Genomic DNA, 25566 nt, shown 5'->3' on the forward strand with positions numbered 1-25566 from the left:
GCACCTCAGCGCTGCTCCGCGTCCTTGGGGTAGCGCTGCAGCTCTCGGGATCCCTGGGTGAGGTTCTTCAGGTTCACGCTGTCGTCGAAGTTGGCCCCGATGGCGCCGGCGAAGGTGCCCAGCGAGGCCGAGAGCCAGGCGATCTCCACATAGTTCATGAAGCCGGTCTCCTGCCTGAGGACGTCGGCCATGAACCCGGGTTCGATCAGCAGCAGCCCGACCACCAGGATCGAGACGAACAGCACGAAGTACAGCGCGGTGACGCTGGTCAGCAGGCTCACCACGGTGGAGATGTTGTACATGGCCGCTTCCCGGGCACCGCCGACGACGGCGGACCGGTCCCAGAGCCGGTTGCTGATGATCAGCCAGGCGCTGACGATGCCGACCGCGGCCACCGAGACGATGGCCAGCCGCCAGTGCGGCAGGAAGCTCGCCATCTCCCAGATCGTGGTGAAGAAGATGCCGAACGCGCCGGTGGCGGCGGCGGCGGCGAAGACGCCGGAGAGTTTGGGCAGGGACCAGAGCGGCTCGTTGGCCGCAACCATGCCCAAGGTCATCCAGAGCCGCCCGGGGAACAGCATCCCTGGGGAGATGAAGAACGTGTCGTCGCCCTTCTGCTCCTCGACATGGGCGTAGTAGCCGCCGTACTGGCGCGCGGCATCCACCGACTCGTTCAACAGCGCGGTGACCACTCGATGCAGCTCCCGTCGCAGCGAATGCATGATGAACGCCGGTCCCAGCGCGGGCAGCGAGATGATGGCGAGCCTGTCCGCGAAGTGCAGCTCCGCCGTCTTGGGCCGCTCCCCGGCCATGCGGGGGATCTCGGTGACGATGACCGTCATATCGGCCTCGGCCTCGCGGGCCCAGCGCTTGGCCACGACGAGGTCCAATGTGGCATCCTCGCGCAGCGGGATCAGCACCTGCTCCTGGGTGACCTCTGCGCCGCGCGCCCAGCCGGAGTTGCGGCCGCGCTGGGGCTGCTGGAGCATCTTGCGCACGAGCAGCGAGGTGCGGCCGGGGTCGGAGTAGACCACGATGCTGCCGTCACGGACGGGCAGATCCGTTCCGCTGTACTGGTCGACCTGGCCCTGGTTCTGCGTGTCCTGCTCCCCTGGCGCCGTTCCCGTGCTGTGTTCCTCATGCGTGTCTTCGTACGTCTCCTGCGATGCCATGTCATCACAGTACCGTTCTGCTCCGAGGCAGTGTCAGCGCGCTCGCGGCGCGCTGACACTGCCTCGGCGTGCTCAGGAGTCGCTGAGCATGTCCAGCACCAGAGGTTTGACCCGGGTGCCGTAGAGCTCGACGGCGCTCATCATGTGTTCGTGCGCCAGGCTGGCATTGCCGTACTTCATGCCGAAGCGGCTGTTGCCCAGCAGCTTCTGGGTGCGCGCGATCTTCTTGGCCACGGTCTCTGGGGAGCCTACATACAGGGCTCCCTGGTGGACCTCCTGCTCGAACTGCGCCCGGGACGGATGACCGTTGCCCCAGCCGCGCTCACGGCCGAGCTTCGCCATCGATTCGGCCCAGGACGGGTAGAAGACGTCGAGCGCCTCCTCGTCGGTGGGCGCCACGAATCCGTGGGAGTGAACGGCGATGCGACGGTTGCCGCTGTGACCAAACTCATCGAGCGCCTTCTGATAGAGCTGGGCCAGCGGGCGGAAACGCTCCGGGGCGCCGCCGATGATCGCCAGCTCCAGTCCCAGGCCATGCCGTGCGGCCCGGACCACCGAATTGGGGGTGCCGCCCACGGCGATCCAGGTGGGCAGACCGTGCTCGTGATCGGTCTTGGGGTAGATCTCCTGGTTCTTCAGCGGGCCGCGGGTGCTGCCCTGCCAGCTGATCGCGGTCTCGGAGCGCAGCCGGGTGAAGAGCTCGACCTTCTCCTCGAAGAGCTGCTCGTAATCGGAGAGGTCATAGCCGAAGAGCGGGTAGGACTCGATGAAGGAGCCGCGGCCCAGCGAGACCTCGGCACGGCCATTGGTGAGCCCGTCGATGGTGGCGAAGCGCTGGTAGACCCGCACCGGGTCGTCGGAGGAGAGCACGGTGACCGCGGAGGTGAGCTTGATCCGTTCGGTGGCGGCGCCGATCGCGGAGAGCACCACATCGGGTGCCGAGATCGCATAGTCCGGGCGGTGGTGCTCGCCGATGCCGATGACGTCGACCCCCGAGGCGTCGGCCATCCTGGCCTCTGCCAGGACATTGCGCAGCACCTGAGGCTGCGGGACGTCCTGCTCACCGTCGAGGGTCTTGGTGACGTCTCCGAAGGTGTGCAGGCCGAGTTCGAACTGGTCGCTGTGGCGCTCTGTGCTGATGCTCATGGCTGGTGCAACACCACTCATTCCCGCTCCATTCCTCAAAATTTTAAAGACTTAGAGGTTGTTGGATCCCTCGCGGCTCAGCGCCTCAAGGCCGGAACCCTCAGCACCTCCGGGCCGGGACGCTCAGCTCATGCGCGCGGCGGCCCGGCGCACCGCGGCGGTCAGTCGATCCATCGCCGAGGTGGTGCTGGACCAGTGCTGCCAGTGCAGGGTGGTCTCCTGCAGTCCGATCTCCTCGACGATCACCAGATCCCGGTGCGTCCCCTCCATCACCCCGGGCGGCATCATCGACTCGGGAATCATCCCCCAGCCCAGCCCATAGCCGACGGCTGCGTTATAGGCCTCCACCGAGGGGACCATATGGGTCGTCGGGGTTCCGGAGACCCCAAGTCGGCGCAGACCGGTGCGCTGCAGCGAATCCCGGATGCCGTATTCCACCAGCGGGACCCGCTGCCAGTCCACCACCCCCGCCGCGGAGCGGTGCCGGTCCAGCAGCTCGGTGCTGGCCACCGGCCAGTAGCGCATGACCCCCAGCACGGTGGAGCGGCACCCGGAGACCGGCGAGGGATTCTCCGCCACCGCGGCGGCCACCGTGCCGTTGCGCAGCAGCTCGTGGGTGTGCTCCTGGTCCTCGGCGTAGAAGTGCAGCTCCACGTCGTCCCAGGTGGCGGCCTCCTGCAGCACCCGCAGGAACCAGCTGGCCAGGGAATCCGCGTTCACCGCCACAGAGAGGGTCACCGTGGGCGCCGCCTCGCCGGGGATCCGGTGGAAGCCGAGGCTGCGTCGCGCCTCGTCCTCCAGCATCACGGTCTGCCGGGCGATCCGCAGCAGCTCCGCCCCGGATTCGGTCGGCACCACCGGGACCGTGCGGGTGACGAGCACGTGGCCCACCTCCTTCTCCAGCGCCTTGATCCGCTGGGAGAAGGCGGATCCGGAGATCTGCAGCAGCGCGGCGGCGGACTCGAAGGTCCCCTCATCCACCGCCGCGACGAAGGCTCGCAGGTGATCAGTGTTCATGGGTCAAGCCTACCGGCATATCTGAAGCATTGCCTCAGATAGTGAAGGATCCTGAGCTGGTGCGGATGGTGGTGCAGACTCCAAGATGGAGCCATGACCATCTTCCTCACCGGACTCCTGACCTGCCTGGCCCTCATCGTCGCGATCGGCCCGCAGAGCGCCTGGCTGCTGCGCCAGGGCCTGCGTCGCGATCGCGTGCTGCTGGCGGTGGCCTGCTGCGTCTTCGGCGACATCCTGCTGATCGCGCTGGGCACCGCAGGCGTCGGCGCGGTGCTCGATCACGCGCCGTGGCTGATGGAGGTGCTGCGCTGGCTGGGCGTGTCCTACCTGACCTGGTTCGCCTTCCGCTCCTTCCGCTCGGCCCGCCGCGCGGGGCAGGCGCTGAAGCCCGGGGTCCATGTCGAACTCTCCAGCCAGGACGCCGACGACGATGGCGCGCCCGGCTCCTCCGGCGCAGGCGGCACCGCCGTGAAGCAGGCGCAGCAGGTCCAGGTCACCCGGATCTCCTCGATCGCCGCCACCGGGCTCAGCGTGAGCATCCTCAATCCGCACGCCTGGGTCGACACGATGGTGGTGCTGGGCACCATGGCGAACACCTTCGGGGATCAGCGCTGGCTCTTCGCCGCCGGTGCGGTGATCGCCTCGATCGTCTGGTTCAGCTCGCTGGCCCTCGGCGGGGCGGTGCTCTCCAAGTGGCTCAACCGGCCGCGCACCTGGCAGGTGCTCGACATCTTCGTCGGTGCCATCATGGTCGTGGTCGCGGGGCTGCTGGCCTTCAGCGGCTTCTGATCCCGCGCCCAGTCAGCGCTGCCCAGTCAGTGCTGCCCGGTCAGTGCCGGCGCAGAACTGACTGGGCCGCGTGGAACCCGGCCATCCCGTGGGCGCCTCCGCCCGGAGGTGTCGAGGCGGAGCAGAGGTAGACCTCGGGTCCTGGGCCGCCGGAGCGTGCCAGCCCGGGAGTTCCCGGCGCCTCGCCACCGGCCTGGGGCACCCGGTAGGGATCTGCGCGCAGCACCGGCCGGGCCAGGAACTGTCGCAGCGTCGGCGCACCGGCGCTGATGGAGCCGCCCACCAGGTTCGGGTTCCACTCCTGCAGATCCGCGGGGCTCCAGAGCTTGCGTGCCTGCACCGACGCACCGAACCCGGGGGCCTGAGCTTCGATCTCGGCTTCGATCATCTTCGCGGCGCGGGGCACCGCAGACCCGGAGAGCCCGCCGGGGACATGGGCGTAGGCCCAGGCCACGGTCCGCTCATCAGGGGTCCGGGAGGGATCGGCGGCGGCGGGCTGGGTCAGCAGCACATAGGGCCGCCCGGGCAGGGTGCCGCGCACAGCTGCGGCCTCCGAAGCCGCCATCTGGGACGCGCCGCCGCCGAGGTGGACCGTGCTGGCCCGGCCCATCGACTCGTGCCGCCACGGGATCGGACCCTCGAGCAGATAGTCGATCTTCACGATGCCGGTGCCGTAGTTCCAGCTGCTCAGCGCCCGCGAATATCCGCGCGGCAGCCGCAGGCCGCTGAAGCTGCGCAGCTGGCGCGGAGTCAGGTCCAGCAGCACCGCGTCGGGGACGTGTCCGCCGGGACCGGTGCTGCCGGGCTCGCGCAGATCCTCCAGGCCGAGGATCCGGCGGCCGGTGACCACGGTGCCGCCGTGGGATTCAAGCTCCGCGACCAGGGCGCGCACCACCGCGCCGGAGCCTCCGCGCGCCATCGGCCAGCCGGTCACCTGCGCGGCGGTCCCCAGCAGCAGCCCGAAGGCTGAGGTCAGCGGCCTGCGCAGGTCGGTGGTCGCATGCCCGGCGAGACCGGCGAAGAGCGCCTTTGCCGGCGCCTCGGCGAAGATCTGCTGCAGCCAGGTCGAGGGCCAGGCGCCGCGGGCACCGATCTGCAGCAGCGACTGCAGTCGACGCGCTGCCGAGTCGGACTGCAGGTTGGTCCACGGCGCGGTGATCGGGGTCATCCCTGCGCGCAGCACCTGGTCCCAGTCCCGGGCCACCGGTCCGAAGACTCGGGTCCAGGCGGCACCGTCGGGGCCGAGCCCGGCGGCGGTGGCACGCACCGAGGTCTCCAGCAGGGCTGGAGGGGCGCCGTCGTCGAGCCCGTGGGCGGCGGGGATCGAGGCGTGGACGTACTCCAGGCCGTGGCGCATGACGCCGGGGACCGGCGGCGGGCCGAAGGGGAACACGCTGGCCCCGAGGTCACTGATCACGCCCTCCCCGCCGGGCACCGCGCCGCCGAGCTCCCCGGCGAAGAGCTCGGCCGAGCGCATGGCGCCCCCGGGTGCGGCGGCGGCCTCGTAGACGGTGACCTCCCATCCGGCCTGGGCCAGCAGGCAGGCGGCGGTCAGTCCGTTCGGACCTGACCCGACGACGGCGGCTCGCTTCATGTGTGGGGACCTTTCAGCTGGGCGACCAGGGCGGCGATGTTGCGGATGAAAACGACCATCCAGGAGAAGAGCACAGCGGCTCCGATCAGCTCCAGGGAGGTCAGGTTGTAATAGCCGATGGGCTCCCACAGGGCGACGGCGAAGAGCACGGCCGCCGCGGCGAGGTAGCTGATCAGGTAGAAGGTGCGCGGGAAGCCGGGCAGCAGATAGGGCATGCCGATCAGCAAGATCAAGAAGGACAGTCCGAAGCCGGCGGTGAAGACCACGTGGATGTCATGGTGCAGGCTGATCGGCACCAGTCCGACCCCGGCGAGCGAGACGCCCATGCTGATCATCACCGTTCGCAGCATCCCGATCCGCGGCCGCCAGACGTGTCGGGTCATCGCGGCGGCGAGCCGCGCCCCCACCGGCAGCCTGCCGCTGCGCCGGCGGCGTTCCTCCTGCCGCCGCTGCAGCTCCTGCTCGCGGGTGCTGGTGATGTGGTCAGACCAGATCTCCAGGTCGCGGGTGATGAACGCGGTGAGTGTGGTGATGATCGTCCCGGAGACCACCAGCGTGGTGTTGAAGGTCCAGAAGGAGGTGAGCCCGGCCTGGCCGGTGCCCAGCTCGGAGAACATCACATGCCACCAGAAGGGGTTCTCGGCGAAGATCATCGAGACCAGCACCCCTGAGGCGGTGAAGAGCGCAAGCAGCGTGGAGAGCGTGAACGCATTGATCCGCGCGCCGGAGTTGAAGCTGAAGTACCCCGAAGTGCCGCCGACGATCGCCAGCAGCACGGCACCGGCGATGTAGTCCACGGTCAGCCCGATGAACGCCTCCTGGAAGACCCGGAAGAGTCCCAGCGCGACCATCACCGCGATCGAGGAATGGACCACCAGCAGCGCCAAGGTGTCCATCACCTGGCGGATCCGTGGCCGCTGCCCCAGCCAGATGTTGGCCAGTCTGGTGTTCAGCGAGAAGCCCAGCAGGAAGGCGAGCCCGGCGGTGACCCCGCCGACGATGGATCCATACACCTGGATCGACCCGTCTCCGGCCAGCGGCGGCCGATGATCGGTGAAGACGAAGAATCCAGCTCCCAGCCCGATGAGCGCCCCTCCGATGGCGCACCAGATGGCGCGCGACTCGATCAGCACCTGAAGCCGGGCCTGCGTCTCAGCCTGGGAACGGGTGGTCTCCGCCGGATGGGAGGCTTCCTCCACCGCGGCCTGCGCCGCGAGCCGGCGAGCTGTGCCGTGGGTGGAGGTGGAGTTGATCACAGCCCAAGCCTTGCCGCAGGGGGAGCTTCTTGCAAGCTGGTGCGGTGAACTCCCGGCGAACGGACCTCTGCTGTCAGGACCGCCGGCCTAGACTTGAGGCCCATGAGCACACCCGCATCCTCACCATCTGACCCCCGAAGCGCTCCGCGCCCACCCGAGCAGGTAGACCGCGGCGTCCACGTGGTGGCCTTCAGCGCCGAAGTCGCCGCCTCGGCGCAGGAGATCTTCGCACTGGTCGCAGATCCGCATCGTCACCACGAGATCGACGGATCCGGCACCGTCCAGAGCCAGGCGATCGGGCCGCATCAGCTGAAGACCGGCGATCGCTTCAGCGTCCGGATGCGCGTCTTCGGGGTCCCCTATACGCTGCCGCTTCGGGTGCTGACCTCACAGCTGCCGACGGCGCAGCGACCGGGGGTGCTGGAATGGGTCCAGCCCACAGGGCACCGGTGGCGCTGGGAGATGACTCCGATCCGGCCGGGCACGGACAGCACCTTGGTCACCGAGTCCTACGACGCACGTGCTCAGAACCGACTCATGCGAGCGGCCCTGACGGCGTCGAAGGTCTACTCCCGCAACGGTCGAGGGATCGAGGCCTCACTCTCCAGGCTGCAGAAACGGTTCGGCCCTGACGACTGAACGTCCTTCAGCCCGGCGGAAGGACCCCCGGCCCTGACCCCACATGGACTAACATTAGCGGCACACCAGCGCCCGCCGCCGCGAGGCCGCGGATCTCGGCCGGGTGCTATGACCTCGGGAGAGGAGATGCATGTTCGATGTGGATACTGACCGAACCCTCGTAGCGGCAGCCGACCTGGTCAATACCGGCGAAGGACTGCGCAGCGCCACGCCCGGTCTGGATCAGCTCACCACGGTGACGCAGCTCAAGGAGTATCTGAGTTCGCGGGATCCGGCCCTGCGCTGGCCACCCTCCGGCGCTGACCGGACGCAGCTGGAGAAGATCCAGCACCTGCGTGAGAAGGTCCAGCAAATCTGGAGCGCGACCCCGATCAAATCCGACGCCCCGATCCAGGTGCTCAACGAGCTCCTGCGCGGCGTGGGACTGAAGGTCGCCCGCGGCTCAGATGGCGAGTACCGCGCTGAGCCGGTGCCGGCGTCGAAGGAGCTCGCAGATGTGATGACGGCGAGTATGGCCACTGCCATCCAGCACCTGGTGGTGCGGGATGAGACGGCGCGGATGCGCACCTGCAAGGGCGAAGGCTGTGATGCGGTCATCATCGACCTCACCCGCAATCGCTCGAGGCTGTTCTGCGACTTCGGCAACTGCGCCAACCGCGCCCATGTGCGGGCCTACCGGGCCCGTCAGGCAGCACACCGCAAGACGTTCTCCACCGCACCCGAGGCGGCGGCCCCCGTCGCACACTCGAGTCGGCACGCTGTAGCGCATTCGGACACGCTGGACAGTCCGCGACTGGTCAAGCCGAGCGCGGCAGAGAAGGCGGCACAGATCGAAGTGCCCACCTCTCAGTCCGCCAGGGCGGCCAAGGAGTTCCGCGACCGGATGCGTGATGAGCTGATGGAGAAGCGTGACAAGAAATCAGCGAAGAAGCTGAAGAAGGAGAAGAAGAAGGCCAAGACGTAGCCGCACGACTGAGGGACCGTCACGGAAAACAGGAGGCTGTGACGTGCTTGTCAGTCGGGGGCATGAACCCCGGGCCGGCCGAGGAAGGTGCTGCTGCGCCGGACTCGGCGGGTGCGGGGTTCATGCGTGCCCAGATTCGAGCATCCGAGATGTGACGGCGTGCCCGCTGGGGGCGCAGCGCGCCTCGAAGCGTCGAGTGCCCTCCTGAGGGGGCAGCGCGGCCAGACCTGGTGGAGGTCGAGGATCAGCGGCGGTCGTCGCGACGCCCGTAGGTCGGCTCGTCGCCGTCCTCGGGCTCCCCGGCGTCGCGCCGGGCCTGGGCCGCTTCGTCAGCCTTCTTGCGGCGGGCCTTTTCGCGGCGCGTCGCCACCTGCTGGCGGTAGAGCTCCTCGGAGTTCCGATTCACACCCGAGCCCTCCGAGAGGTGCTCCGGGTTGTCCCGCGAGGCCAGGTGCAGCATCGAGATCACCAGCAGCGTGGCGATGAAGCCGATCCCGAACGCGATCAGCCCCAGGTCAAGCCGTGCCGGGTTTTCGGTGCCGCCGGAGGAGGTGATCAGCGTGACGAATCCCGCCACGAATCCCATGGCGAAGGAGAAGATCAGCGGAGCCTTGACCGTCTCGAGCAGAGATCGGCGCCCCTTATCGTCTTCAGCCACTGGGAGTTCCTCGTTCCTGAGCATCGGTATCTGGTCTCGGGTGGGCTGCGCCTGCGGCGTGGCACCACCAGGTCAATTCTACGTCCTGTAGTAGAACGGCGACGATTCAGCGACTCACTGAGTCGACGCACGCCCCCGTTTGGCGTCATGGAGCAGTCCGGCGCCGCTGATCAGCAGCACCACCGCCATGATGACCACGCCCATCCCAGCGACCCCGAGAATCCCATGGGGGTCCAGCTGGAGGCCGATCGCGAGACCGAGCGCGGTGAGCACGCCCACGGCACCCAGGATGATCTGATCCCGCGCCGGGACGAAGTCATGCCGGGCCCTGAATCCTCCGACGAGCTCGGCCACGCCCATCGCCGCGAACCCGATGGCCGCGATCACGGCGGCCGCGGCGGCGGTGTTGACGAAGATCACAGCGACCCCGGCGAGCACCCAGGCCGCGGCGCCCATGGCCAGCGGTCCGCGCAGGCTGATCGGCACCGCCTCGACCTTGGCGTAGTCCCAGACGGCCGTGGCGCCGAGCACGAAGAACCCGGCGATGGAGATCTTCAACAACGTGACGGTCTCTTCCTGCCAGAAGATCGCGACCACGGCAAAGATCACGGTGATGACCGCGCGGAGCCAGACCGGTCGGGTCAGCTCTTCGGCGGTGGCGGCGGGGATCTTCTTCACAGGCACGCAGCAGAGTCTACCGCTGCGGCCCGGCGGCCCGACCCAGGCAGGGTGCCCGGCCCAGCGGTGCGGCTCAGCGCTGCTCGCCGGCGATCATCCAGCGCTCCCCGTAGGCCCGGACCCCGAGCGTGACCCCGCGGGCACCCATGAACACCACGGCGAATCCGGCCCAGAGCCAGACGATCGCCTCGGTGCCGCTGAAACCGGCGCTGGAGATCCACCAGAGCAGCGGCAGGTACACCGCGAGGTTCAGCAGCCCGACGACGGCGAGGTAGCGCACATCGCCGGCGCCCATGAGCACGCCGTCGAGCACGAAGACGAAGCCGGCGAGCGGCTGGGCCGCGGCCATGACCAGCAGCGCGGCGGTGACGCCGGCGGCGACGCGATCGTCCGGGGTGAACAGGGCCGGGGCGAAGGGCGCCGCCAGCGCGATCAGCCCGCCGGTGATCACGCCGAACCCGAGTCCCCAGCGGGTCATCGTGCGGGTCATCGCCTTGGCCTCCTGCACCCGGGAGGCGCCGAGCTCCTTGCCGATGAGTGCCTGCGCGGCGATGGCCAGGGCGTCGAGCACGAAGGCCAGGGTGGAGAAGATGGTGAAGGCCACCTGGTGCGCGGCGAGGGTGTGCGGTCCGAGATCGGTGGCGATCAGGACCGTGGCCACGATGGCCGCGCGCAGCGAGACCGTGCGCAGCATCATCCAGGACCCCACGCTGGCCGCCTGGCGCAGCGCGATGGGGTCCACGCCCAAGGGCACTCCGACTGCCCGCATCCTGGGGATCAGCATCACCAGATAGGTGATCGCCATCCCCCACTGGGCGATGGAGGTGCCGAGGGCGGCTCCGGCGGTGCCCAGCCCCAGCGGGTGCACCAGGATCAGGTTCAGCACGATGTTCGCGCCGAAGCCGACGGCGGCCACCACCAGCGGGGTCCTGGTGTCCTGCAGCCCGCGCAGCATTCCGACGGCGGCGAAGACCAGCAGGATCGCCGGGACCCCGGGCAGCGACCAGAGCAGGTAGTTCCAGGCGTGGACCTGCATGTCTGCGGAGCTGCCCATGGCCAGGAGCAGCTGCTCACCGAACGCCAGTCCGGCGAAGGCCAGCACCGCCCCGAGCATCACCGCGAGCCAGAGCCCGTCGCGGCCCGCGGCGAGCGCCCGGGAGAGCCGACCGGCGCCGACGAAGCGCGCCACCGCCGGGGTGGTCGAATAGGCCAGGAAGATCATCAGTCCGGTGACGGTGTGCATCACGGTGATCCCCAGCGCCGCTCCGGCGAGCTCGTCGACGCCCAGCCGGCCGATGATCGCGGTGTCCGCCAGCAGGAACAGCGGCTCGGCCACCAGCGCCCCGAGGGCGGGGACCGCCAGGGCGAGGATCTGCCGGCCCATCGGCCGCGGATCGCGGGACGGCACAGACTCCGGTGCCGGTCTCGCCGCCATCAGCGCGGACCCTGGCGCCGGTGACCTGCGCGCCGGCTCAGGTGCAGCTGGTTCACTTGCTCCCGGCCAGCGCCAGGGTCGTCTCGGTGAGCACGCGCAGCACCGCGCCGGTGTGCCAGACCAGACCGCCGAGGTCGTCGATCCCGCTGTCCTCGAGGAACTGCTCGAGCTGGGGCTGGACGAAGTAGGCCATCACCAGCGCCATGACGTTGTTGAAGGCGTGCAGCAGCCAGGCGTAGACCAGCGAGCGCCCGGTGAGGATGTAGGCCACGGTGAACACCGAGCCCATCACCACGTAGGGCACCACCGAGACCACGGTGAGGTCCGTGGCCGCGCCGGGACTGGCGAGCATCGCCACCAGCGCCGGGATGAAGTGCAGCAGCGGGAAGGTGATCACCGAGATCGCCCCGCAGATCCAGATGTTGATATAGCGGGAGAGCTTCCCGATGAGCAGGTGGCGGAAGAAGTATTCCTCCACATAGGGGCCCAGCAGTCCCATCACCAGCACTGCGGCGAGGAACGGCACGAACGCCAGCATGGACTCGATCGCCAGCTGGTTCTCCGAGGTCTCCGGCTCCCCGCCCAGGCTCAGCACCAGCAGGGCGGTGAGGATCAGCGTGACCACCCAGGCCACGGGCACCAGCAGCAGCTTCAGCCACCACAGGTAGCCGAAGGCGCGCACCGAGCGCCACAACGCCTTGGCGGAGAGCGCGAGAGCGATGACCACCATCACCGCGTAGCCGATGACGTTGATCAGGAACAGCGCCTGCTGCTCCTGCTGCTCGACCCCGGAGCCCAGCATGGTGGAGAAGGGCGGCAGCAGGGCCAGCAGGCTCACGCCGCCGACGAGCATCACGATCACATAGACCAGCACCGCGATGAGATCACCCCAGATGAAGCGGCCAGGCTCGGCGTCGCGCTGCCGCTTGCGCGGCGGGTGCGACGCCGGCGGCCACCCGCCCTGCGGCGGCTGGCCGGGCTGCTGACCGGGCTGCAGCGATTGGGCGTGCGGGTGAGGCGGCTCGCCGTAGGGGTGGACCGGCTGGCCGTAGTGCTGCGGCGGTCCGCCATGAAGACCGGGCTGAGGACCGTAGACATCGGGCGCCGGGTAGCGCGGATCATGGCCATAGGGGTTATGCGGAGGCTGAGTCATCACGTACCAGTTTAGTTCTGCGCGGTGATCGGGTCAGTTCTGCGAGGTGATGGGGCTGGGCGTCAGCAAGGTGGCGTTGCGCAGGTCACGCAGCTTGCGCGCCTGGGCCGCCACCGCGTGGTCCTCGTCGGTGATCGGCTCCCAGGGGGCGATCGTCCGCGCCGAGCCGGTGCCGTCCGGGGCGACCATCACCGGCAGCCCGTAGGCCACCACCGCGGGGTGCTTCTCGCGGCGGTCCCCGGCGCGGACACGGACCAGCACGTGCATGGATTTGGAACCGGTGAGCACCAGCCGGGCGTCGACCTCTACGAGGTCCCCGACGGTCACCGGCCGGTAGAAGCGGACTCCGCCGGTGAGCACCGCCGCGACCTCATGGCCGCTGTACCGCTCCGCGCAGATCTCCGCGGTCTTGTCGATCCACTTCATCACCGCGCCGCCCCGGATCTTGCCATCGGGGTACCGCTCGTCGGTGTCGGCGAGGAAGCGCATGGTCAGCGCCTCGGAGCTGCCCATGCCCTCGGGCAGGGACTGGATGGTCTCTTCCATCTGCCGGCGGTAGACCATCCGCTGGGAGGCGTCGAGGTCGCGCCGTCGCTCCAGCTCGGTCTGCGGCTCGAAGGCGGCGGCGGCAGCGGGCTCGCCGTCGTCGCCCACGGCGACATAGATCATGAAGCACTCGGTGCAGACCACCCAGCCCTCATCCTTGCGGATCAGCACCCGGGTCTGGATGTGCACCGAGGTGCGCCCGGTGTGGACCACCCGGGCCTGCACGGTGACCGGAGTCTCGCGTGGGACCGGCACGGTGAAGTGCATGTTCCCCACATAGGAGGTCACGCAGTCGGTCCGGGTCCAGGAGGCCGCACAGGCGTAGGCGGTCTTGTCGATCCAGTCCACCACCGTGCCAGCGGCCACGAAGGAGTCCGGGGAGGTGCCCGCCACCTCTCGAAATGTCAGTTCGATGCTGCTTCGCCGCGCCATGACCACGACGCTAGCACCCCCGCGTGCGAGACCCGCGCCATAGGTGGTCACCGCGCGGGTGTATATCGTGGACCCTAGAGACCTAGGATGGGGCACCGTGCCCAATCGGAGACGCCCCCGTCATTGGGCCGCCATCCGACCCTAGAACCATCTCAGCGTGAGGCAGATATGCACCCCTTTGAGAATCCGTTCCGACACAGCGCCGAAGCTAAACGCCACGCGCTGCGTCATTTCCGTGCCGTGATCTTCGATATGGACGGGGTCGTCACCGACACCGCCGGGGTGCACACGCGCGCATGGAAGGAACTCTTCGACACGGCTCTGCCGGAGATCGCCGGCTCCCCGCAGCCGGAGTTCACCGAAGAGGACTACCTGAACTTCGTCGACGGCCGACCCCGCGAGGACGGCGTGCGGTCGCTGCTGAACGCACGCAATCTCGACGTGCCCGAGGGCAGCCTCGATGATGCCCCCGACAGGCTGACGGTGAACGGGCTCGCCGCGCGCAAGCAGGGCTACTTCGAATCCGTGCTCGCCAGGGACGGTGTGGAGGTCTTTCACACCACCGTGGAACTGATCGAACAGCTGCGCAAGGACGGGATCCCCACCGCCCTGGTGACCTCCTCGCGCAATGGCCGCGAGGTGCTCACCATCGCCGGGCTGCTCGACGCGTTCACCGTGATCGTCGACGGCTCCGACGCGTTGGAGCTGGGCCTGCCGGGCAAGCCCAACCCGCATATGTTCCTCCACGCCGCAGAGCTGCTGCGCGTGGAGCCCCAGGACACCATCGTGGTCGAGGATGCGGCCTCCGGGGTCCAGGCCGGACGCGCCGGGGACTTCGGCATGGTCGTGGGGCTCAACCGCGGCGATGACCCGGCCCGGCTGAAGGAGGCCGGCGCCGACGTCGTGATCACCGATCTCGCCGTGATGAACCTCTCCTCCCGCACCACCCGCCCCTATGACTCGGACTGGGTGCTCTCCTATGACGGCTTCGATCCGAAGCTGGAACCCACCCGCGAGGTCCTGATGGCGATGGCCAACGGCTACTGGGGCACCCGCGGGCACTACCCGGGCACCGCAGCAGACGCCACCCACTACCCGGGCAGCTACATCGCCGGGGTGTTCAACCGGCTCAAGACCGACCTGATGGGCAAGACCGTGGAGACCGAGCACATGGTCAATGTGCCGGACTGGACCTTCCTGCAGGTGACCCCGGATGCCGGCACCCCGCTGCTGCCGGGCTCCCCCGAGCTGATCCACTACCACCAGGAACTCGACATGCGCCGCGGTGTGGCCACCAGGATCGCCCGCTATCAGGACCTCCATGGACGCCGCACCAAGGTGACCATGCGCCAGTTCCAGTCCCTGGCCGGCGTGCAGATCGCCGCGCTGGAGATGAAGATCGAGGCCGAGAACTGGTCCGGCAACGTCAATGTGCGCTCGATGATCGACGGCCGGGTGGCCAACCGCAACGTCGACGCCGACCGCGAGCTCGCCGGCAACCACCTGGATCCGGTGCAGTCCCGCGAGGTCGACGGCGAGACGGTGCTGCTGGAGACCCAGACGAACCAGTCCGAGGTGCGCATCGCCCTGGCGACCCGCACCTCCGTGACCACCTCCGGGTCCAGCAACCCGATGCGTCGGGCGATCCACGAGGGTGAACTCGTCGCAGGCCACGACATCTCGCTGGCGCTGGAATCCGGCAGGCCGGTGATCCTGGAGAAGATCGCGGCGGTCTCGAACTCCCACGACCAGGCGATCTCCACCGTGTGGCACAACGCGGTCAAGAAGGTCCAGCGGGCCTCGAGCTTCCGCACCATGCTGACCTACCACGAGGAGATGTGGGGCGTGCTCTGGCACCGCTTCGCCGTCTCCATCGGGGCGAACCCCTCCCGCCAGCAGATGGCGCTGAACCTGCACACCTTCCACGTGCTGCAGACCGCCTTCGGCGCCCGCCACGATCTGGACGCGACCCTGCCCGCGCGCGGGCTCACCGGCGAGGGCTACCGCGGACATCTCTTCTGGGACGAGATGTTCATGTACCCGATGCTCACCCTGCGCCGACCCGAACTGACCCGTGGGCTGCTGCTCTACCGCTACCGGCGGCTCAGCGAGGCCCGCGCGATGGCCCGCAGCGAGGGCTACGACGGCGCCATGTTCCCCTGGCAGGCCGGCTCTGACGGCCGCGAGGAGACCCCCAGCGAGCTGTGGAACCCGCGCTCCGGGATGTGGATGCCGGACAACTCCCACCGTCAGCGCCACGTCTCCCTGGCCATCGCCTACTCGGTGCTGCAGTACTTCGAGACCACGCAGGACTACACCTTCCTGGCCGACTATGGGGCTGAGATCCTGGTGGAGATCTCCCGGTTCTTCGTGTCCATGACCACCTACGACGCCGAGTCCGACCGGTTCAGCATCGACGGCGTGATGGGCCCCGACGAATACCACGACGGCACCGCCGAGGCGCCCGGCACGGGTCTGCGCGACAACGCGTACACCAACGTGCTGACCTCCTGGATGCTGCGCCACACCTCACGACTGGTGCGCGATCTCGACGGCCGCGACGATCCGCTCTCGGAATGGCTCGACATCTTCGAAGACGAGCTGGACCACTGGGAGCACATCGCCAAGCGGCTGCACGTTCCCTTCCACGAGGACAACGTGATCAGCCAGTTCGAGGGCTACGAGGCGCTGGAGGAGTTCGACTGGGAGGGCTACCGCGCCAGATACGGCAACATCGGGCGGCTGGACCTGATCCTGCAGGCCGAAGGTGACTCGACCAACCGGTACAAGCTCTCCAAGCAGGCCGACGTGCTCATGCTCTGCTACATCTTCTCCGCCGATGAGCTCATCGAGACGCTGAACCACATGGGCTATGAGCTCTCCATGGAAGACTTCGGCCGCACGGTCGAGTACTACCTGGCCCGGTCTTCCCACGGCTCCACGCTCTCCCGGCTGGTCCACGGCTGGGTGGCGGCCCGGTTCGACCGCTCCGGCTCCTGGAACCTGTTCAAGGAGGCGCTGGAGGCCGACCTCGCCGACACCCAGGGCGGCACCACCCGCGAGGGCGTGCACCTGGGCGCGATGGCGGGCACCGTGGACATGGTGCTGCGCTGCTATGGCGGCGTGGAGACCCGCGCCGACGCGCTGTGGCTGCACCCGCTGCTGCCCGATGAGCTGCCCGCGCTGACCTTCCGGATGCGCTACCGCAACCAGCCCATCGTGGTCTCGATCAACCACGAGGTCGTCGAGCTCAAGCTCTCCGAGGGCTCGGCCGAGCCGATCGACGTCAACGTCGAGGGCACCCCGAAGACCATGGCCCCGGGTGAGACCTGGACGGTGAAGCTGGCGCACTCCGCACGAGTGCATCAGCGCCAGCCCGCCGAGGTCTGAGCCGCTGGGAATATAGAACACGAGGAACGAAGACGTCGGCCCACCCGGTTCTCCCGGGTGGGCCGTCGTCGTTCTTCGCGACGTCCCGGGCATGTTCAGCAGACCAGAAATCCTCCTCGGACCCCTTCCGGAAACCACGAGATCCCGTAGTGTATGGACAGGTTCTACTGCGTTTGTGCAACTGTTCAAACCACGCCGCAGCCTGCTTGCACTATGCGGCACAGGGTCCAGCAGAATGCGCGGGCAGGGAATCCTCAGGCGTCTCATCCTTGAACAGGAGGGTTCCCATGAAACAGAGTCCGGCTGAGTCACGAAGTCCGGCTGAGCACCCCGGCGGCGCCGACCTCGTCCCTGAGGTGATCGCCCCGCCACAGCTCGGCACCGACGCCAGGGACCTTCCGACCCGGGCTGAGCGCCGTCGTCTCGCCGAAGCGGGACGACCCTTCATCGCCGTGGCGCCGGAGAAGCCGCAGGGCGGACTGCGCAGATTCCTCTATACGGCCACGGGCGGGGTGATCAACATCGGGCCCAGCCAGAAGGAGCTCCAGGAGCAGGAGCTGATCGAGCGGATCGCCCGGCCGCTGCAGGGCAGTCACAACACCGCCGTGCTCTCGCTCAAGGGCGGCATCGGAAAGACCTCCACCACGGTGGGGATCGGCATGACCCTGGCGCACCACCGCGGCGACATCCCCTGCGCCATCGACGCCAACCCGGATTCCGGGGACCTGGTGGAGCGCGCCCTGGGCGAACGTGCCACCCAGGCGCACCAGCCGCCGAGCATCACCGATCTGCTGGAGAACCTCGACCACGTCAACTCGCTGACCGCGCTGCAGGGGTACCTGCAGCAGGCCGGGCGGCTGCACGTGCTCGCCGGGGAGCAGGACCCGGCCCTCTCGGACAGCCTCACCGCCGAGGAATGGCGCAGGATCCATGCGGAGTTCGCGAAGTACTATTCGGTGGTCGTCACCGACTGCGGGACCGGGGTCACCCACAACGCCATGGAGGGGATCCTGCACACCGCGGACAACATCGTCATCGCCGCGGGCTTCGCGGTCTCCGGGGCCCAGCGCGCGCTGCAGACGCTGAACTGGCTGGCGAACCACGGTTATCAGCAGCTGGCCCGGGAATCCATCGTGGTGATCACCGACAAGGAGCGCGTCTCAGACCGGGTGGACAAGCAGGCCATCCAGGAGAGCCTGCGCGGCTACTGCGGCAAGCTGGTGGTGGTGCCCTTCGACCGCGCCGTGGTGGACGGGGACCGGATCAACCTGGACATGCTTCAGGCGGAGACCCGCCGGGCGTACATGAACATCGCCGCTGCCATGGTGGACGGGTACAAGTAGCTTTCGAGGTAGAGCTTCAAGGACGACGACGGCGGCGGCCGCCCACCTGGTTCCAGGTGCGCGGCCGCCGTCGTCTGTGTTGCAGAGGTCGATCAGCCGAAGAGGCCGACCAGGGTGAAGTAGAAGACCGAGGGGCCCAGCAGGGCGCCGAGTCCGGTGTAGAAGGTCGCGGTCATCGCCCCGTACGGGACCAGCCGCTTGTCCGTGGCGGCGAGTCCGCCGGCCACTCCCGAGGTGGTGCCCATCAGCCCGCCGTAGGCCATCGCCGACTTCGGGTTGTTCAGCCCGATGAACGGCGCGATCATCGGGGTGCCCACCATGACCACCACGGCCTTGATCAGGCCGGCGGCCACCGAGAGTGCGATCACCTCGGAGCTGGCGCCCACCGCGGTGCCGGTGACCGGTCCCACGATGTAGGTCGCGGCCCCGGATCCGATGGTCGCCATCGATTCGGGGTCGGTGTAGCCGAACGCGGCGGCCACCGCGGCGCCCACCACGAAGGAGACGACGATGCCTGCCAGCAGGGCCAGCCCGCCGGCGGCGCCGGCCTTCTTGATCTCGTCCAGGTCCACGCCGTAGGCGGTGGCCACGATGGCGAAGTCGCGCAGCATCGCGCCGCCCATCAGGCCCAGACCGCTGAAGATGGCGATATCGGCCATGCCGGCCTCGCCTCCGGTGTTGATGCCGCCGAAGTAGGCGAGCACCAGGCCGAGCATGATGGCGATGGCGGAGCCCTGCAGGCGTCCTCGGGTCAGCGTCTTGGACAGCCAGCCCGAGATCATCATCAGCGCGCCGACCACCACGAAGGCGAAGAGCAGTCCGTTGCGTTCGAGCACATCAGCAATGATGTCCATCTCAGGCCTCCTGCTTCTCTGCCTCGGTCATCGCGGGCAGCGGTTCAGACTGTCCTCCGATGCGCGAGATCACCGGCACCAGCGCTGCACCTGCGGTGAGCGCGCCGAGACCGGCGAGCGCTGCCATCGGTCCGCCGCCGATCGCGTCGGCGACGTTCTGGGTGGCCGCCATGGCGATCACGATCGGGATGTACAGGGCGGACCAGAACAGCACGCCCTGTTCGGTCGGCTTGGGGAACAGGCCTCGTTTGCGCAGCCTGTCGGTGGCCACGACGAGCAGGATCATGGCGAAGCCCACCCCGCCGACATTGGCGTCGACCCCTACTGCGACCCCGAGGGCGTCACCGATCAGCTTTCCCACGAGCAAGCACAGCGCCAGCGCTGCGACTCCATAGAGAACCATCGTCTACTCCTGACTTGCGGTTGAAGTTTCTTGAGCGAGCATTCAGCTGCTGAACAGCTCTGTGTACTGCTTGCGCAGCTCGGCCTTCTGGACCTTGCCCATCACGTTGCGCGGCAGTTCCTCCACGAAGCGGACGGCGCGAGGCTGCTTGAAGCGGGCCAGCTCGCCGGCGAGCGACTGCAGGATCTTCGCCTCATCGGGGGCGTCGCCTCCGGCGGGGACCACCACGGCGACCAGGCCCTCGCCCAGATCCGGGTGGGGCACCCCGATCACGGCGGATTCGGTGACGCCGGGGTGGTCATCGATGAGTCCCTCCACCTCTTTGGGGTAGATGTTGAACCCTCCGGAGATGACCAGATCCTTGTCGCGGCCCACGATGCTCAGGTAGCCCTGGTCATCGATCACTCCGAGGTCGCCGGTGATGAAGAAGCCGTCCTCGCGGAGCTCCTCGGCGGTCTTCTCCGGCATGTTCCAGTACCCGACGAAGACGTTGGGGCCGCGGACCTCGATGATGCCGACCTCGCCCTGAGGCAGCGTCGCCTGGGTCTCCCGGTCCACGATCCGCACCTCGACGCCGGGCAGCGGATGCCCCACGGTGCCGGGGCGTCGCGGTCCCCCGCGGTAGGGGTTCGAGGTGTTCATCCCGGTCTCGGTCATCCCGTAGCGCTCGAGGATGGCGTGGCCGGTGCGGGCCTCGAAGGCCTCGTGATCGCTGGCCAGCAGCGGAGCGGAGCCGGAGACGAAGAGCCGGATCCCGGAGCAGGCTTCCGCGCTGAGCCGGTCCGTGCTGAGCAGCCGGGTGTAGAAGGTGGGCACGCCCATCAGCACGGTGGCGCCCGGCATCGCGTCGAGCACCGCGTCGGCGTCGAACTTGGGCAGCCAGATCATCGAGGCTCCCGAGACCAGGGTCATGTTGACCGCCACGAAGAGCCCGTGGATGTGGAAGATCGGCAGCGCGTGGATCAGCACGTCTTCTCCGGTGTACTCCCAGGACTGGATCAGTGAGGCGCAGTTCGCCGCGAGATTGCCCTGGGTCAGCACCGCACCCTTGGAGCGGCCGGTGGTCCCGGAGGTGTAGAGGATCGCGCCGGGGTCTGAAGGGCGCATCTGGGTGATCTCGGCGTGCTCCTGCTCGGCGGCGAGCAGCGTGCCCTCCCCGGACGTGCCGAGGGTCTCGACGACGATGCCGTCCTTGCCGCGCTGTTCATGCTCGGCGGTCTGACTCGGGTCACAGACGAGCACCCGCGGGGCGGCGTCGGACATGAAGTAGTCCATCTCGGCCCCGGTGTAGGCGGTGTTCAGCGGCAGGTACACCCCGCCCACCTGCAGCGTGGCCAGATAGAGCGCGATGGCCTGCGGGGACTTCTCCACCTGCGCGGCCACCCGGTCACCGGGGACGACGCCGTCGCCGATCAGCTTCGTGGCGATCCGGCGCGAGGTGTGGAGCACCTGCGCGTAGGTGAGCGTGCGCCCACCTGGAAGATGGAAGAGCGGCTTCTCCGGGTGCGCCTGCGCCTGCTGGATGAAGCTCTGGTAGATGCCGTCGGGGTGGTTGTCCACTGGTGAGGTTCCCTTCTCGCTGCGGTTGTCTTCTCTGCTGCTGTCTGTGCTGGTGGTGGCTTTGCTGGTGTGTGGGCTGTTCAGGTCTGTGCTGTCTGGAAGCAGCGCCGTGACGTGGTCACCCAGGGCGATCACCCCGTGCCGGACGTAGTTCTCGTGGCGCTGCTCCACCAGGGATGGTTCGTAGCGGTAGTTGATCATCGCCCCGTAGGACTGGTCCCACATGTAGTCCGCGCCGCTGGCCGGCCAGTGCAGCTGCCAGGCCGTGGCGCCGTTGCCCAGGTGGAAGCGGGCCACCGGATCCAGCGGCTGCCCATCCGACCGGCGTTCGACGGCGATGTAGCGTGCCAGCGCTGCGCAGAGCCGCTCGCGCAGCTCCGCGGCGGCGGGCTCGCCCGGGCTGGACGCACCCCTCATGCTCGCTGCGCCGCGCGCATCTGCCGGTCCCGTGAGCTCCGCAAGGTCGACGTGAAGCGCGGCGAGCTCAGCGGATGTCGCGGTGCGGGCCTGCTCGCGCAGCCAGCGCCGGAAACCGGGGATCGGTGAGAGCGTGACGAAATGCTCCAGATGCGGCAGCTCGGTGGAGACCTGGTCGATGACCTGCTTGATCAGCAGGCTGCCGAAGGAGATGCCGGCCAGGCCATCCAGGGAGTTGTTGATCGAGTACAGCACCGCGGTGTCGGCCTTGGCCGGGGAGAGCGCCTCGGTCGGGGTCAGCAGCGGCTCGACGGCACCGGGCACCCCCTTGACCAGCGCCACTTCGACGAAGATCAGCGGGAGGTCCCCGGTGGCGGGGTGGAAGAACGCGTAGCAGGTGCGGTCCTTGGGACGGAGACGTCGCTTGAGCTCGTTGAGGTCCCGCATGGGGTGGACCTTCTCGTAGCGCAGCAGGTGGTTCTTCATCTCCCGCGAGGCGTCCCAGCCGACCTGTTCCATGCGCAGGAACCCGCGATTGAACCAGGAGCTCAGCAGGTGCCGGAAGTCTCGGTCCAGAGGCGTGAGATCCGCGCGGTCTCGCAGGATCCGGCGCAGGTCGGCGCGCATGTTGACCAGGTGCAGGGTGCCGTCGGGGGCGTGGTTGAGCCGGCGCAGCAGCGCCTGGCGCCGCGGTTCGCTGGCCTCGAACAGATCGGCCAGCTCGACCTGACCCTCGCTGGAGTCCCACTTCGCGTAGGCGCGGCGCAGCGCGTCTGGCTCCACTGCATAGGCATGGAGCATGTGCGCGAAGAACTCGGTCCGGGCGTCGTCGTCGAGTTCGCGGTATGTGGCCAGGGCCCGTTCGGCCACGGCTCGCATGGACGCCTCGCCCAGGTCCCCCATCAGCGCTGCGCAGGCAGCGGTGAGCTGCTCGAGGGGTGCGGACGCTGGTGCTTCGGCGCCCTGCTGGGTCTTGTGCCCGCCGAGGCTGCGCAGCAGATCGGCCAGGAGCCAGCCTTGAGTGGTCGCCATGATCCCTCCCTACGTGTATATCAATGACTGTGATGTATATAACAGGGACTATAGGGCATGAACGTGATCCACGCCACAATTTGCTCCTGGCGATATGCTCGTCGCAGGAGGTGTCATGGTCAGAGTCCCGGAATCCCAGCGTGTGCGTGATGCGCTGGAGAACGCCATCGTCGATGGACAATACGGTCCCGGCGAGCGGCTGGACCCTGCCAAGCTGCAGCAGGAATTCGGCTGTTCGCGCACCCCGGTGCGCGAGGCGCTGCAGGCGCTCGAGCGCTCCGGACTGGTGCGAATCCGCCCCAAGCAGGGCACCTATGTGACCGAGCTGAGCCTGCCCGAGCTGGCCGAGCGCTTTGAGCTGATGGCTGAGCTCGAGGGCATGGCCGCACGGCTGGCGTCACGACGCATCGAGCGCGAGCCCCTGGCGGAGCTGGGCGAGGCGCTGAGAGAATGTGAGCGCTTCGAGGCTCTGGGGGACGCCGATGGCTACTACTACGCCAACGCCTGGTTCCACGGGATCATCTACGACTCCTGCGGCAACGGGTATCTGCGGCAGCAGGCGCACGACCTGCGCCGGGTGCTGCAGCCCTACCGGCGGCTCCAGCTCCGCGCCCCCGACCGCATGCGCCGCTCTCTGGCCGAGCACCTCGCGATCGTGAACGCGATCGGCACCGGAGATGGTGAGACTGCGGAGGACACCGCCCGGGACCACGTCTTGGTGCAGGTCAAGGAGTTCAGCCAGCTCGTGCAGACCTGGACCAGACTGCGCGAAGCCCGCGCCGATCACGCCCAGACCCAGCTCCACTGAAAGGAACCAGATGTCACCGGAGCGAAGTCCCGAATTCATCGAGGCCATCTCACGCGGGTTGTCCGTCATCACGGCATTCACCCCTGAATACCCCAGCCTGACCCTGAGCCAGGTGGCCAAGGCCACCGATCTGGCGCGTCCCACCGCACGGCGGATCCTGATGACGCTGCAGGAGCTGGAATATGTCCGAGCGGAGAACGGCCTGTTCGCCCTGACCCCGCGGGTGATGGAGCTGGGCATGGCTTACGTGAGCTCCCTGGGGCTCTGGGACGTGGCCAAGCCCCACCTGGAGGCGCTGGTCACCCACACCCACGAATCGGCCTCGATGTCTCAGCTGGACGGTCCCGACATCGTCTATGTGGCCCGGGTGGCGGTGCCCAAGCTGATCGGCCTGCGGGTGGACATCGGCACCCGCTTCCCGGCCCCGCCGACCTCCCAGGGCAAGGTGCTCCTCGCGGACATGGAGCGCCGGGCGATCCTGCAGCGACTCTCGGAACCCTCCCGCTCCTCGGTCATCCCTGTGGTGCAGTGGGACCAGAAGTCATTCCTGGAGGAGCTGGACCGCGTGCAGCGGCAGGGCTATGCGCTGGCCGATGAAGAGCTGGCCCGCGGCATCCGCTCGATCGCCGTGCCGGTCCGCGATGCCCACGGCCGGGTGCTGGCGTCGATGAACACCACGGTGCACGCCGCCGAGACCAGCGTGGAGACCCTGCTGACGAAGCACCTGCCGCCGCTGCGCGAGGCGGCGGCCGCAGTCACCGAGGACTGGACCCGCTGGCAGTCGCTGCCCAGCCACACCCGCGAGCGCGACGCCGCCGACGTCGGACGGCTCCCGCTGCTGGCCTCACCGGAGGCCTGATCGACTCGGCCTGAACTGCCAGTGGTGAGCCGCTGTGCGGGGAGGGTTGCGCACGGGTCACATCGCCACGGAGGGGTAGTCCCGTCCGGTCCAGTGGTCCAGCTTCTGCGCCATCTCGGTCTGGAACGCCAAGGGGCCTCTGGCGGCGGCGTACTCCTCGTCGAAGAGCGCGATGAACAGGGTGAGGTTCAAGAAGAAGTGGGCGCCGTGGTCGAAGAGCCACACGTAGTCATGGGTGGCCAGCGCCTCGCGCTCCTCAGCGGTGAACTCCAACCAGCTGGTCTGCTCCACCGGGTTCAGCCAGCGCCCGACGTCCTTCTCCCAGCGCTCCACGGTGGCCCGTGGATCATCTCGATAGCTGGCCACCCACTCGGGGTCCCGGTCGATGGTGAAGAGAAACTTGTTGACGTAGTACTTGCTCATGCTCGCTCCTCGTTCAGGCACCGACGGCCGGGGCAGTGTGTTCTGTGCGGAACTGCTCCCAGGCCGGATCGGTGGCGTAGATCGGCCCGGTGCTGGCCTGGGCGGTCTGGGCCGCCCGGGCGGCGGCGTCGAGCTGGTCCTGGGTCCTGTTCGGGTACCAGGTCATGTACATCTCCCGGGTGTGGAACAGGTCCAGGTGATCGACGTAGTCGGCGTGGACTCCGGGACCGGCGATGCCCATCATGAGCAGCAGGTCCATGAAGCCATGGGTCGCGTTGCCCGCCCCGGCCATCGACTCATGGGTGACGTTGGCAAGGATCGCGTCGATGTTGCCGGTGGAGAGCCATTCGATGGCATCGGCGTCGAAGAGCGGATCCGGCCCGTGCTCGCCGAACTGGCGCGGCCCGCCGAGCTCCAGCGAGAGGTGCCCGGTGCCGATGGCGGCGACCTTCTTGTCGCTGGGGAAGCTGTCGATGATCTCCCTGATCGCCCGTCCCACCTGATAGAAGCGGCGCGGGGAGGGCAGCGGGGGCACGAAGATGTTCGTGTAGATCGGCACGATCGGCAGATCCGCCTGGGGACGGACCGTGATGATCGGGCAGATGATGGAGTGATCGATCTTCAGCTCATGACTGACCGAGAAGTCGAATTCCTTGACCAGCAGCTCCTCGTGCATGTAGCGAGAGAGCTCGAGGTCTCCGGCCAGGGTGTACTTCGGGATTCCGAACTCGCGCTCCTCGTTGTAGAAGGTGGCGTCATAGGTCTCCTGCTTGCCGATCAGGAACTGCGGATAGTTGTCCAGCCAGAGCTGGTGGAAGTGATCCGCACCGACCATCACCAGGATGTCCGGCTCCGCGGCGGTGAGCGTCTCCCGGTAGGCCTCGACCTTGCGCTGCCAGTCGGCGGCATAGGGCGGGCGCTGATCCTGAGGGGAGGTGGTGGCCTTGTAGTAGAACGGGTGGTGGGTGCTCGCCAGCACCGCTGTCAGCTCTGCCATG

Annotated in this window: 22 protein-coding genes; 7 read left to right on the forward strand and 15 right to left on the reverse strand. The window is 68.2% G+C overall.

Annotated elements, in window-relative coordinates:
* Positions 1 to 5: 5 nt before the first annotated feature.
* From LSI54_RS05885 to LSI54_RS05895, 3 genes are all read right to left on the reverse strand, one after another.
* Complete coding sequence (locus tag LSI54_RS05885) at positions 6 to 1172, reverse strand: hypothetical protein (RefSeq protein WP_241470755.1); 1167 nt, start codon at positions 1170 to 1172, stop codon at positions 6 to 8.
* Between the two features lie 72 nt (positions 1173 to 1244).
* Positions 1245 to 2318: an LLM class flavin-dependent oxidoreductase gene (locus LSI54_RS05890; RefSeq protein WP_241465772.1), complete on the reverse strand. Its 1074-nt coding sequence runs from the start codon at positions 2316 to 2318 to the stop codon at positions 1245 to 1247.
* 123 nt (positions 2319 to 2441) lie between these two features.
* The gene (locus LSI54_RS05895) at positions 2442 to 3335 is read right to left on the reverse strand and encodes an ArgP/LysG family DNA-binding transcriptional regulator (RefSeq protein WP_241465770.1); all 894 of its coding nucleotides are present in this window, start codon (positions 3333 to 3335) and stop codon (positions 2442 to 2444) included.
* A 93-nt stretch (positions 3336 to 3428) separates the two neighbouring features.
* On the opposite strand from LSI54_RS05895, the gene LSI54_RS05900 reads away from it, so the two are divergent.
* Positions 3429 to 4124, forward strand: a complete 696-nt coding sequence (locus LSI54_RS05900) for a LysE/ArgO family amino acid transporter (protein WP_241477936.1) — start codon at positions 3429 to 3431, stop codon at positions 4122 to 4124.
* Between the two features lie 40 nt (positions 4125 to 4164).
* On the opposite strand, the gene LSI54_RS05905 is transcribed toward LSI54_RS05900, so the two are convergent.
* Both LSI54_RS05905 and LSI54_RS05910 read right to left on the reverse strand, forming a co-directional pair.
* Positions 4165 to 5718 carry a phytoene desaturase family protein gene (locus tag LSI54_RS05905; RefSeq protein WP_241465767.1) on the reverse strand — a complete coding sequence of 518 codons (1554 nt, stop codon included), beginning with the start codon at positions 5716 to 5718 and terminating at the stop codon, positions 4165 to 4167.
* Positions 5715 to 6974 (reverse strand): hypothetical protein, encoded by a 1260-nt coding sequence (locus tag LSI54_RS05910; RefSeq protein WP_241465766.1) that lies wholly within the window; start codon positions 6972 to 6974, stop codon positions 5715 to 5717. Before LSI54_RS05910 ends, LSI54_RS05905 begins: the two co-directional genes overlap by 4 nt.
* A gap of 102 nt (positions 6975 to 7076) precedes the next feature.
* Between LSI54_RS05910 and LSI54_RS05915 the strand changes: the two genes are divergently transcribed.
* Both LSI54_RS05915 and LSI54_RS05920 read left to right on the forward strand, forming a co-directional pair.
* Complete coding sequence (locus tag LSI54_RS05915) at positions 7077 to 7613, forward strand: SRPBCC family protein (protein WP_241477937.1); 537 nt, start codon at positions 7077 to 7079, stop codon at positions 7611 to 7613.
* A gap of 130 nt (positions 7614 to 7743) precedes the next feature.
* Positions 7744 to 8577, forward strand: a complete 834-nt coding sequence (locus LSI54_RS05920; protein ID WP_241465763.1) for a CGNR zinc finger domain-containing protein — start codon at positions 7744 to 7746, stop codon at positions 8575 to 8577.
* 244 nt (positions 8578 to 8821) lie between these two features.
* Here the strand turns inward: LSI54_RS05920 and LSI54_RS05925 are convergent, their stop codons facing one another.
* The 5 genes from LSI54_RS05925 to LSI54_RS05945 form a co-directional block, all read right to left on the reverse strand.
* Positions 8822 to 9235, reverse strand: a complete 414-nt coding sequence (locus LSI54_RS05925) for a hypothetical protein (RefSeq protein WP_241477938.1) — start codon at positions 9233 to 9235, stop codon at positions 8822 to 8824.
* A gap of 114 nt (positions 9236 to 9349) precedes the next feature.
* Positions 9350 to 9919 carry a hypothetical protein gene (locus tag LSI54_RS05930; protein ID WP_241476420.1) on the reverse strand — a complete coding sequence of 190 codons (570 nt, stop codon included), beginning with the start codon at positions 9917 to 9919 and terminating at the stop codon, positions 9350 to 9352.
* Between the two features lie 67 nt (positions 9920 to 9986).
* Positions 9987 to 11348 (reverse strand): MATE family efflux transporter, encoded by a 1362-nt coding sequence (locus LSI54_RS05935; RefSeq protein ID WP_241476419.1) that lies wholly within the window; start codon positions 11346 to 11348, stop codon positions 9987 to 9989.
* 52 nt (positions 11349 to 11400) lie between these two features.
* Complete coding sequence (locus LSI54_RS05940) at positions 11401 to 12501, reverse strand: CPBP family glutamic-type intramembrane protease (RefSeq protein WP_241477939.1); 1101 nt, start codon at positions 12499 to 12501, stop codon at positions 11401 to 11403.
* A 33-nt stretch (positions 12502 to 12534) separates the two neighbouring features.
* Positions 12535 to 13479 carry an acyl-CoA thioesterase gene (locus tag LSI54_RS05945; protein ID WP_241465756.1) on the reverse strand — a complete coding sequence of 315 codons (945 nt, stop codon included), beginning with the start codon at positions 13477 to 13479 and terminating at the stop codon, positions 12535 to 12537.
* A gap of 168 nt (positions 13480 to 13647) precedes the next feature.
* On the opposite strand from LSI54_RS05945, the gene LSI54_RS05950 reads away from it, so the two are divergent.
* Together LSI54_RS05950 and LSI54_RS05955 are read left to right on the forward strand one after the other, a co-directional pair.
* Positions 13648 to 16869, forward strand: coding sequence for a beta-phosphoglucomutase family hydrolase (locus LSI54_RS05950; RefSeq protein ID WP_241465755.1), 3222 nt, complete (start codon positions 13648 to 13650; stop codon positions 16867 to 16869).
* Positions 16870 to 17156: 287 nt separating this feature from the next.
* Positions 17157 to 18212, forward strand: a complete 1056-nt coding sequence (locus LSI54_RS05955; RefSeq protein WP_241477941.1) for a MinD/ParA family ATP-binding protein — start codon at positions 17157 to 17159, stop codon at positions 18210 to 18212.
* Between the two features lie 92 nt (positions 18213 to 18304).
* On the opposite strand, the gene madM is transcribed toward LSI54_RS05955, so the two are convergent.
* Genes madM through LSI54_RS05970 form a run of 3 tightly spaced genes read right to left on the reverse strand, consistent with a single transcriptional unit; the run spans position 18305 to position 22478 of the window.
* A complete protein-coding gene (gene madM, locus LSI54_RS05960; protein ID WP_241465753.1) occupies positions 18305 to 19066 on the reverse strand; it encodes a malonate transporter subunit MadM in 762 nt (253 codons plus the stop codon).
* A gap of 1 nt (position 19067) precedes the next feature.
* Positions 19068 to 19469, reverse strand: a complete 402-nt coding sequence (gene madL, locus LSI54_RS05965) for a malonate transporter subunit MadL (RefSeq protein WP_241465751.1) — start codon at positions 19467 to 19469, stop codon at positions 19068 to 19070.
* 42 nt (positions 19470 to 19511) lie between these two features.
* Positions 19512 to 22478 (reverse strand): AMP-binding protein, encoded by a 2967-nt coding sequence (locus tag LSI54_RS05970; RefSeq protein WP_241477942.1) that lies wholly within the window; start codon positions 22476 to 22478, stop codon positions 19512 to 19514.
* Positions 22479 to 22593: 115 nt separating this feature from the next.
* On the opposite strand from LSI54_RS05970, the gene LSI54_RS05975 reads away from it, so the two are divergent.
* Together LSI54_RS05975 and LSI54_RS05980 are read left to right on the forward strand one after the other, a co-directional pair.
* Positions 22594 to 23286, forward strand: a complete 693-nt coding sequence (locus LSI54_RS05975; RefSeq protein ID WP_241465749.1) for a GntR family transcriptional regulator — start codon at positions 22594 to 22596, stop codon at positions 23284 to 23286.
* A 10-nt stretch (positions 23287 to 23296) separates the two neighbouring features.
* Entirely contained in the window at positions 23297 to 24145 is an 849-nt protein-coding gene (locus tag LSI54_RS05980; RefSeq protein WP_241465748.1) for an IclR family transcriptional regulator domain-containing protein, read from the forward strand.
* 57 nt (positions 24146 to 24202) lie between these two features.
* On the opposite strand, the gene LSI54_RS05985 is transcribed toward LSI54_RS05980, so the two are convergent.
* Both LSI54_RS05985 and LSI54_RS05990 read right to left on the reverse strand, forming a co-directional pair.
* Entirely contained in the window at positions 24203 to 24568 is a 366-nt protein-coding gene (locus LSI54_RS05985; RefSeq protein ID WP_241477944.1) for a hypothetical protein, read from the reverse strand.
* A 13-nt stretch (positions 24569 to 24581) separates the two neighbouring features.
* Entirely contained in the window at positions 24582 to 25565 is a 984-nt protein-coding gene (locus tag LSI54_RS05990; RefSeq protein ID WP_241465746.1) for a DODA-type extradiol aromatic ring-opening family dioxygenase, read from the reverse strand.
* Position 25566 lies beyond the last annotated feature (1 nt).

This window comes from Nesterenkonia sp. AY15, assembly GCF_022565855.1.
GTDB lineage: Bacteria > Actinomycetota > Actinomycetes > Actinomycetales > Micrococcaceae > Nesterenkonia.

Coding starts and splice junctions, on each gene's coding strand:
- LSI54_RS05885 (WP_241470755.1), bottom strand. CDS start 1,172: ATGGCATCGCAGGAGACGTACGAAGACACGCATGAGGAACACAGCACG.
- LSI54_RS05890 (WP_241465772.1), bottom strand. CDS start 2,318: ATGAGCATCAGCACAGAGCGCCACAGCGACCAGTTCGAACTCGGCCTG.
- LSI54_RS05895 (WP_241465770.1), bottom strand. CDS start 3,335: ATGAACACTGATCACCTGCGAGCCTTCGTCGCGGCGGTGGATGAGGGG.
- LSI54_RS05900 (WP_241477936.1), top strand. CDS start 3,429: ATGACCATCTTCCTCACCGGACTCCTGACCTGCCTGGCCCTCATCGTC.
- LSI54_RS05905 (WP_241465767.1), bottom strand. CDS start 5,718: ATGAAGCGAGCCGCCGTCGTCGGGTCAGGTCCGAACGGACTGACCGCC.
- LSI54_RS05915 (WP_241477937.1), top strand. CDS start 7,077: ATGAGCACACCCGCATCCTCACCATCTGACCCCCGAAGCGCTCCGCGC.
- LSI54_RS05920 (WP_241465763.1), top strand. CDS start 7,744: ATGTTCGATGTGGATACTGACCGAACCCTCGTAGCGGCAGCCGACCTG.
- LSI54_RS05935 (WP_241476419.1), bottom strand. CDS start 11,348: ATGGCGGCGAGACCGGCACCGGAGTCTGTGCCGTCCCGCGATCCGCGG.
- LSI54_RS05940 (WP_241477939.1), bottom strand. CDS start 12,501: ATGACTCAGCCTCCGCATAACCCCTATGGCCATGATCCGCGCTACCCG.
- LSI54_RS05945 (WP_241465756.1), bottom strand. CDS start 13,479: ATGGCGCGGCGAAGCAGCATCGAACTGACATTTCGAGAGGTGGCGGGC.
- LSI54_RS05950 (WP_241465755.1), top strand. CDS start 13,648: ATGCACCCCTTTGAGAATCCGTTCCGACACAGCGCCGAAGCTAAACGC.
- LSI54_RS05955 (WP_241477941.1), top strand. CDS start 17,157: ATGAAACAGAGTCCGGCTGAGTCACGAAGTCCGGCTGAGCACCCCGGC.
- madM (WP_241465753.1), bottom strand. CDS start 19,066: ATGGACATCATTGCTGATGTGCTCGAACGCAACGGACTGCTCTTCGCC.
- madL (WP_241465751.1), bottom strand. CDS start 19,469: ATGGTTCTCTATGGAGTCGCAGCGCTGGCGCTGTGCTTGCTCGTGGGA.
- LSI54_RS05970 (WP_241477942.1), bottom strand. CDS start 22,478: ATGGCGACCACTCAAGGCTGGCTCCTGGCCGATCTGCTGCGCAGCCTC.
- LSI54_RS05975 (WP_241465749.1), top strand. CDS start 22,594: ATGGTCAGAGTCCCGGAATCCCAGCGTGTGCGTGATGCGCTGGAGAAC.
- LSI54_RS05980 (WP_241465748.1), top strand. CDS start 23,297: ATGTCACCGGAGCGAAGTCCCGAATTCATCGAGGCCATCTCACGCGGG.
- LSI54_RS05985 (WP_241477944.1), bottom strand. CDS start 24,568: ATGAGCAAGTACTACGTCAACAAGTTTCTCTTCACCATCGACCGGGAC.
- LSI54_RS05990 (WP_241465746.1), bottom strand. CDS start 25,565: ATGGCAGAGCTGACAGCGGTGCTGGCGAGCACCCACCACCCGTTCTAC.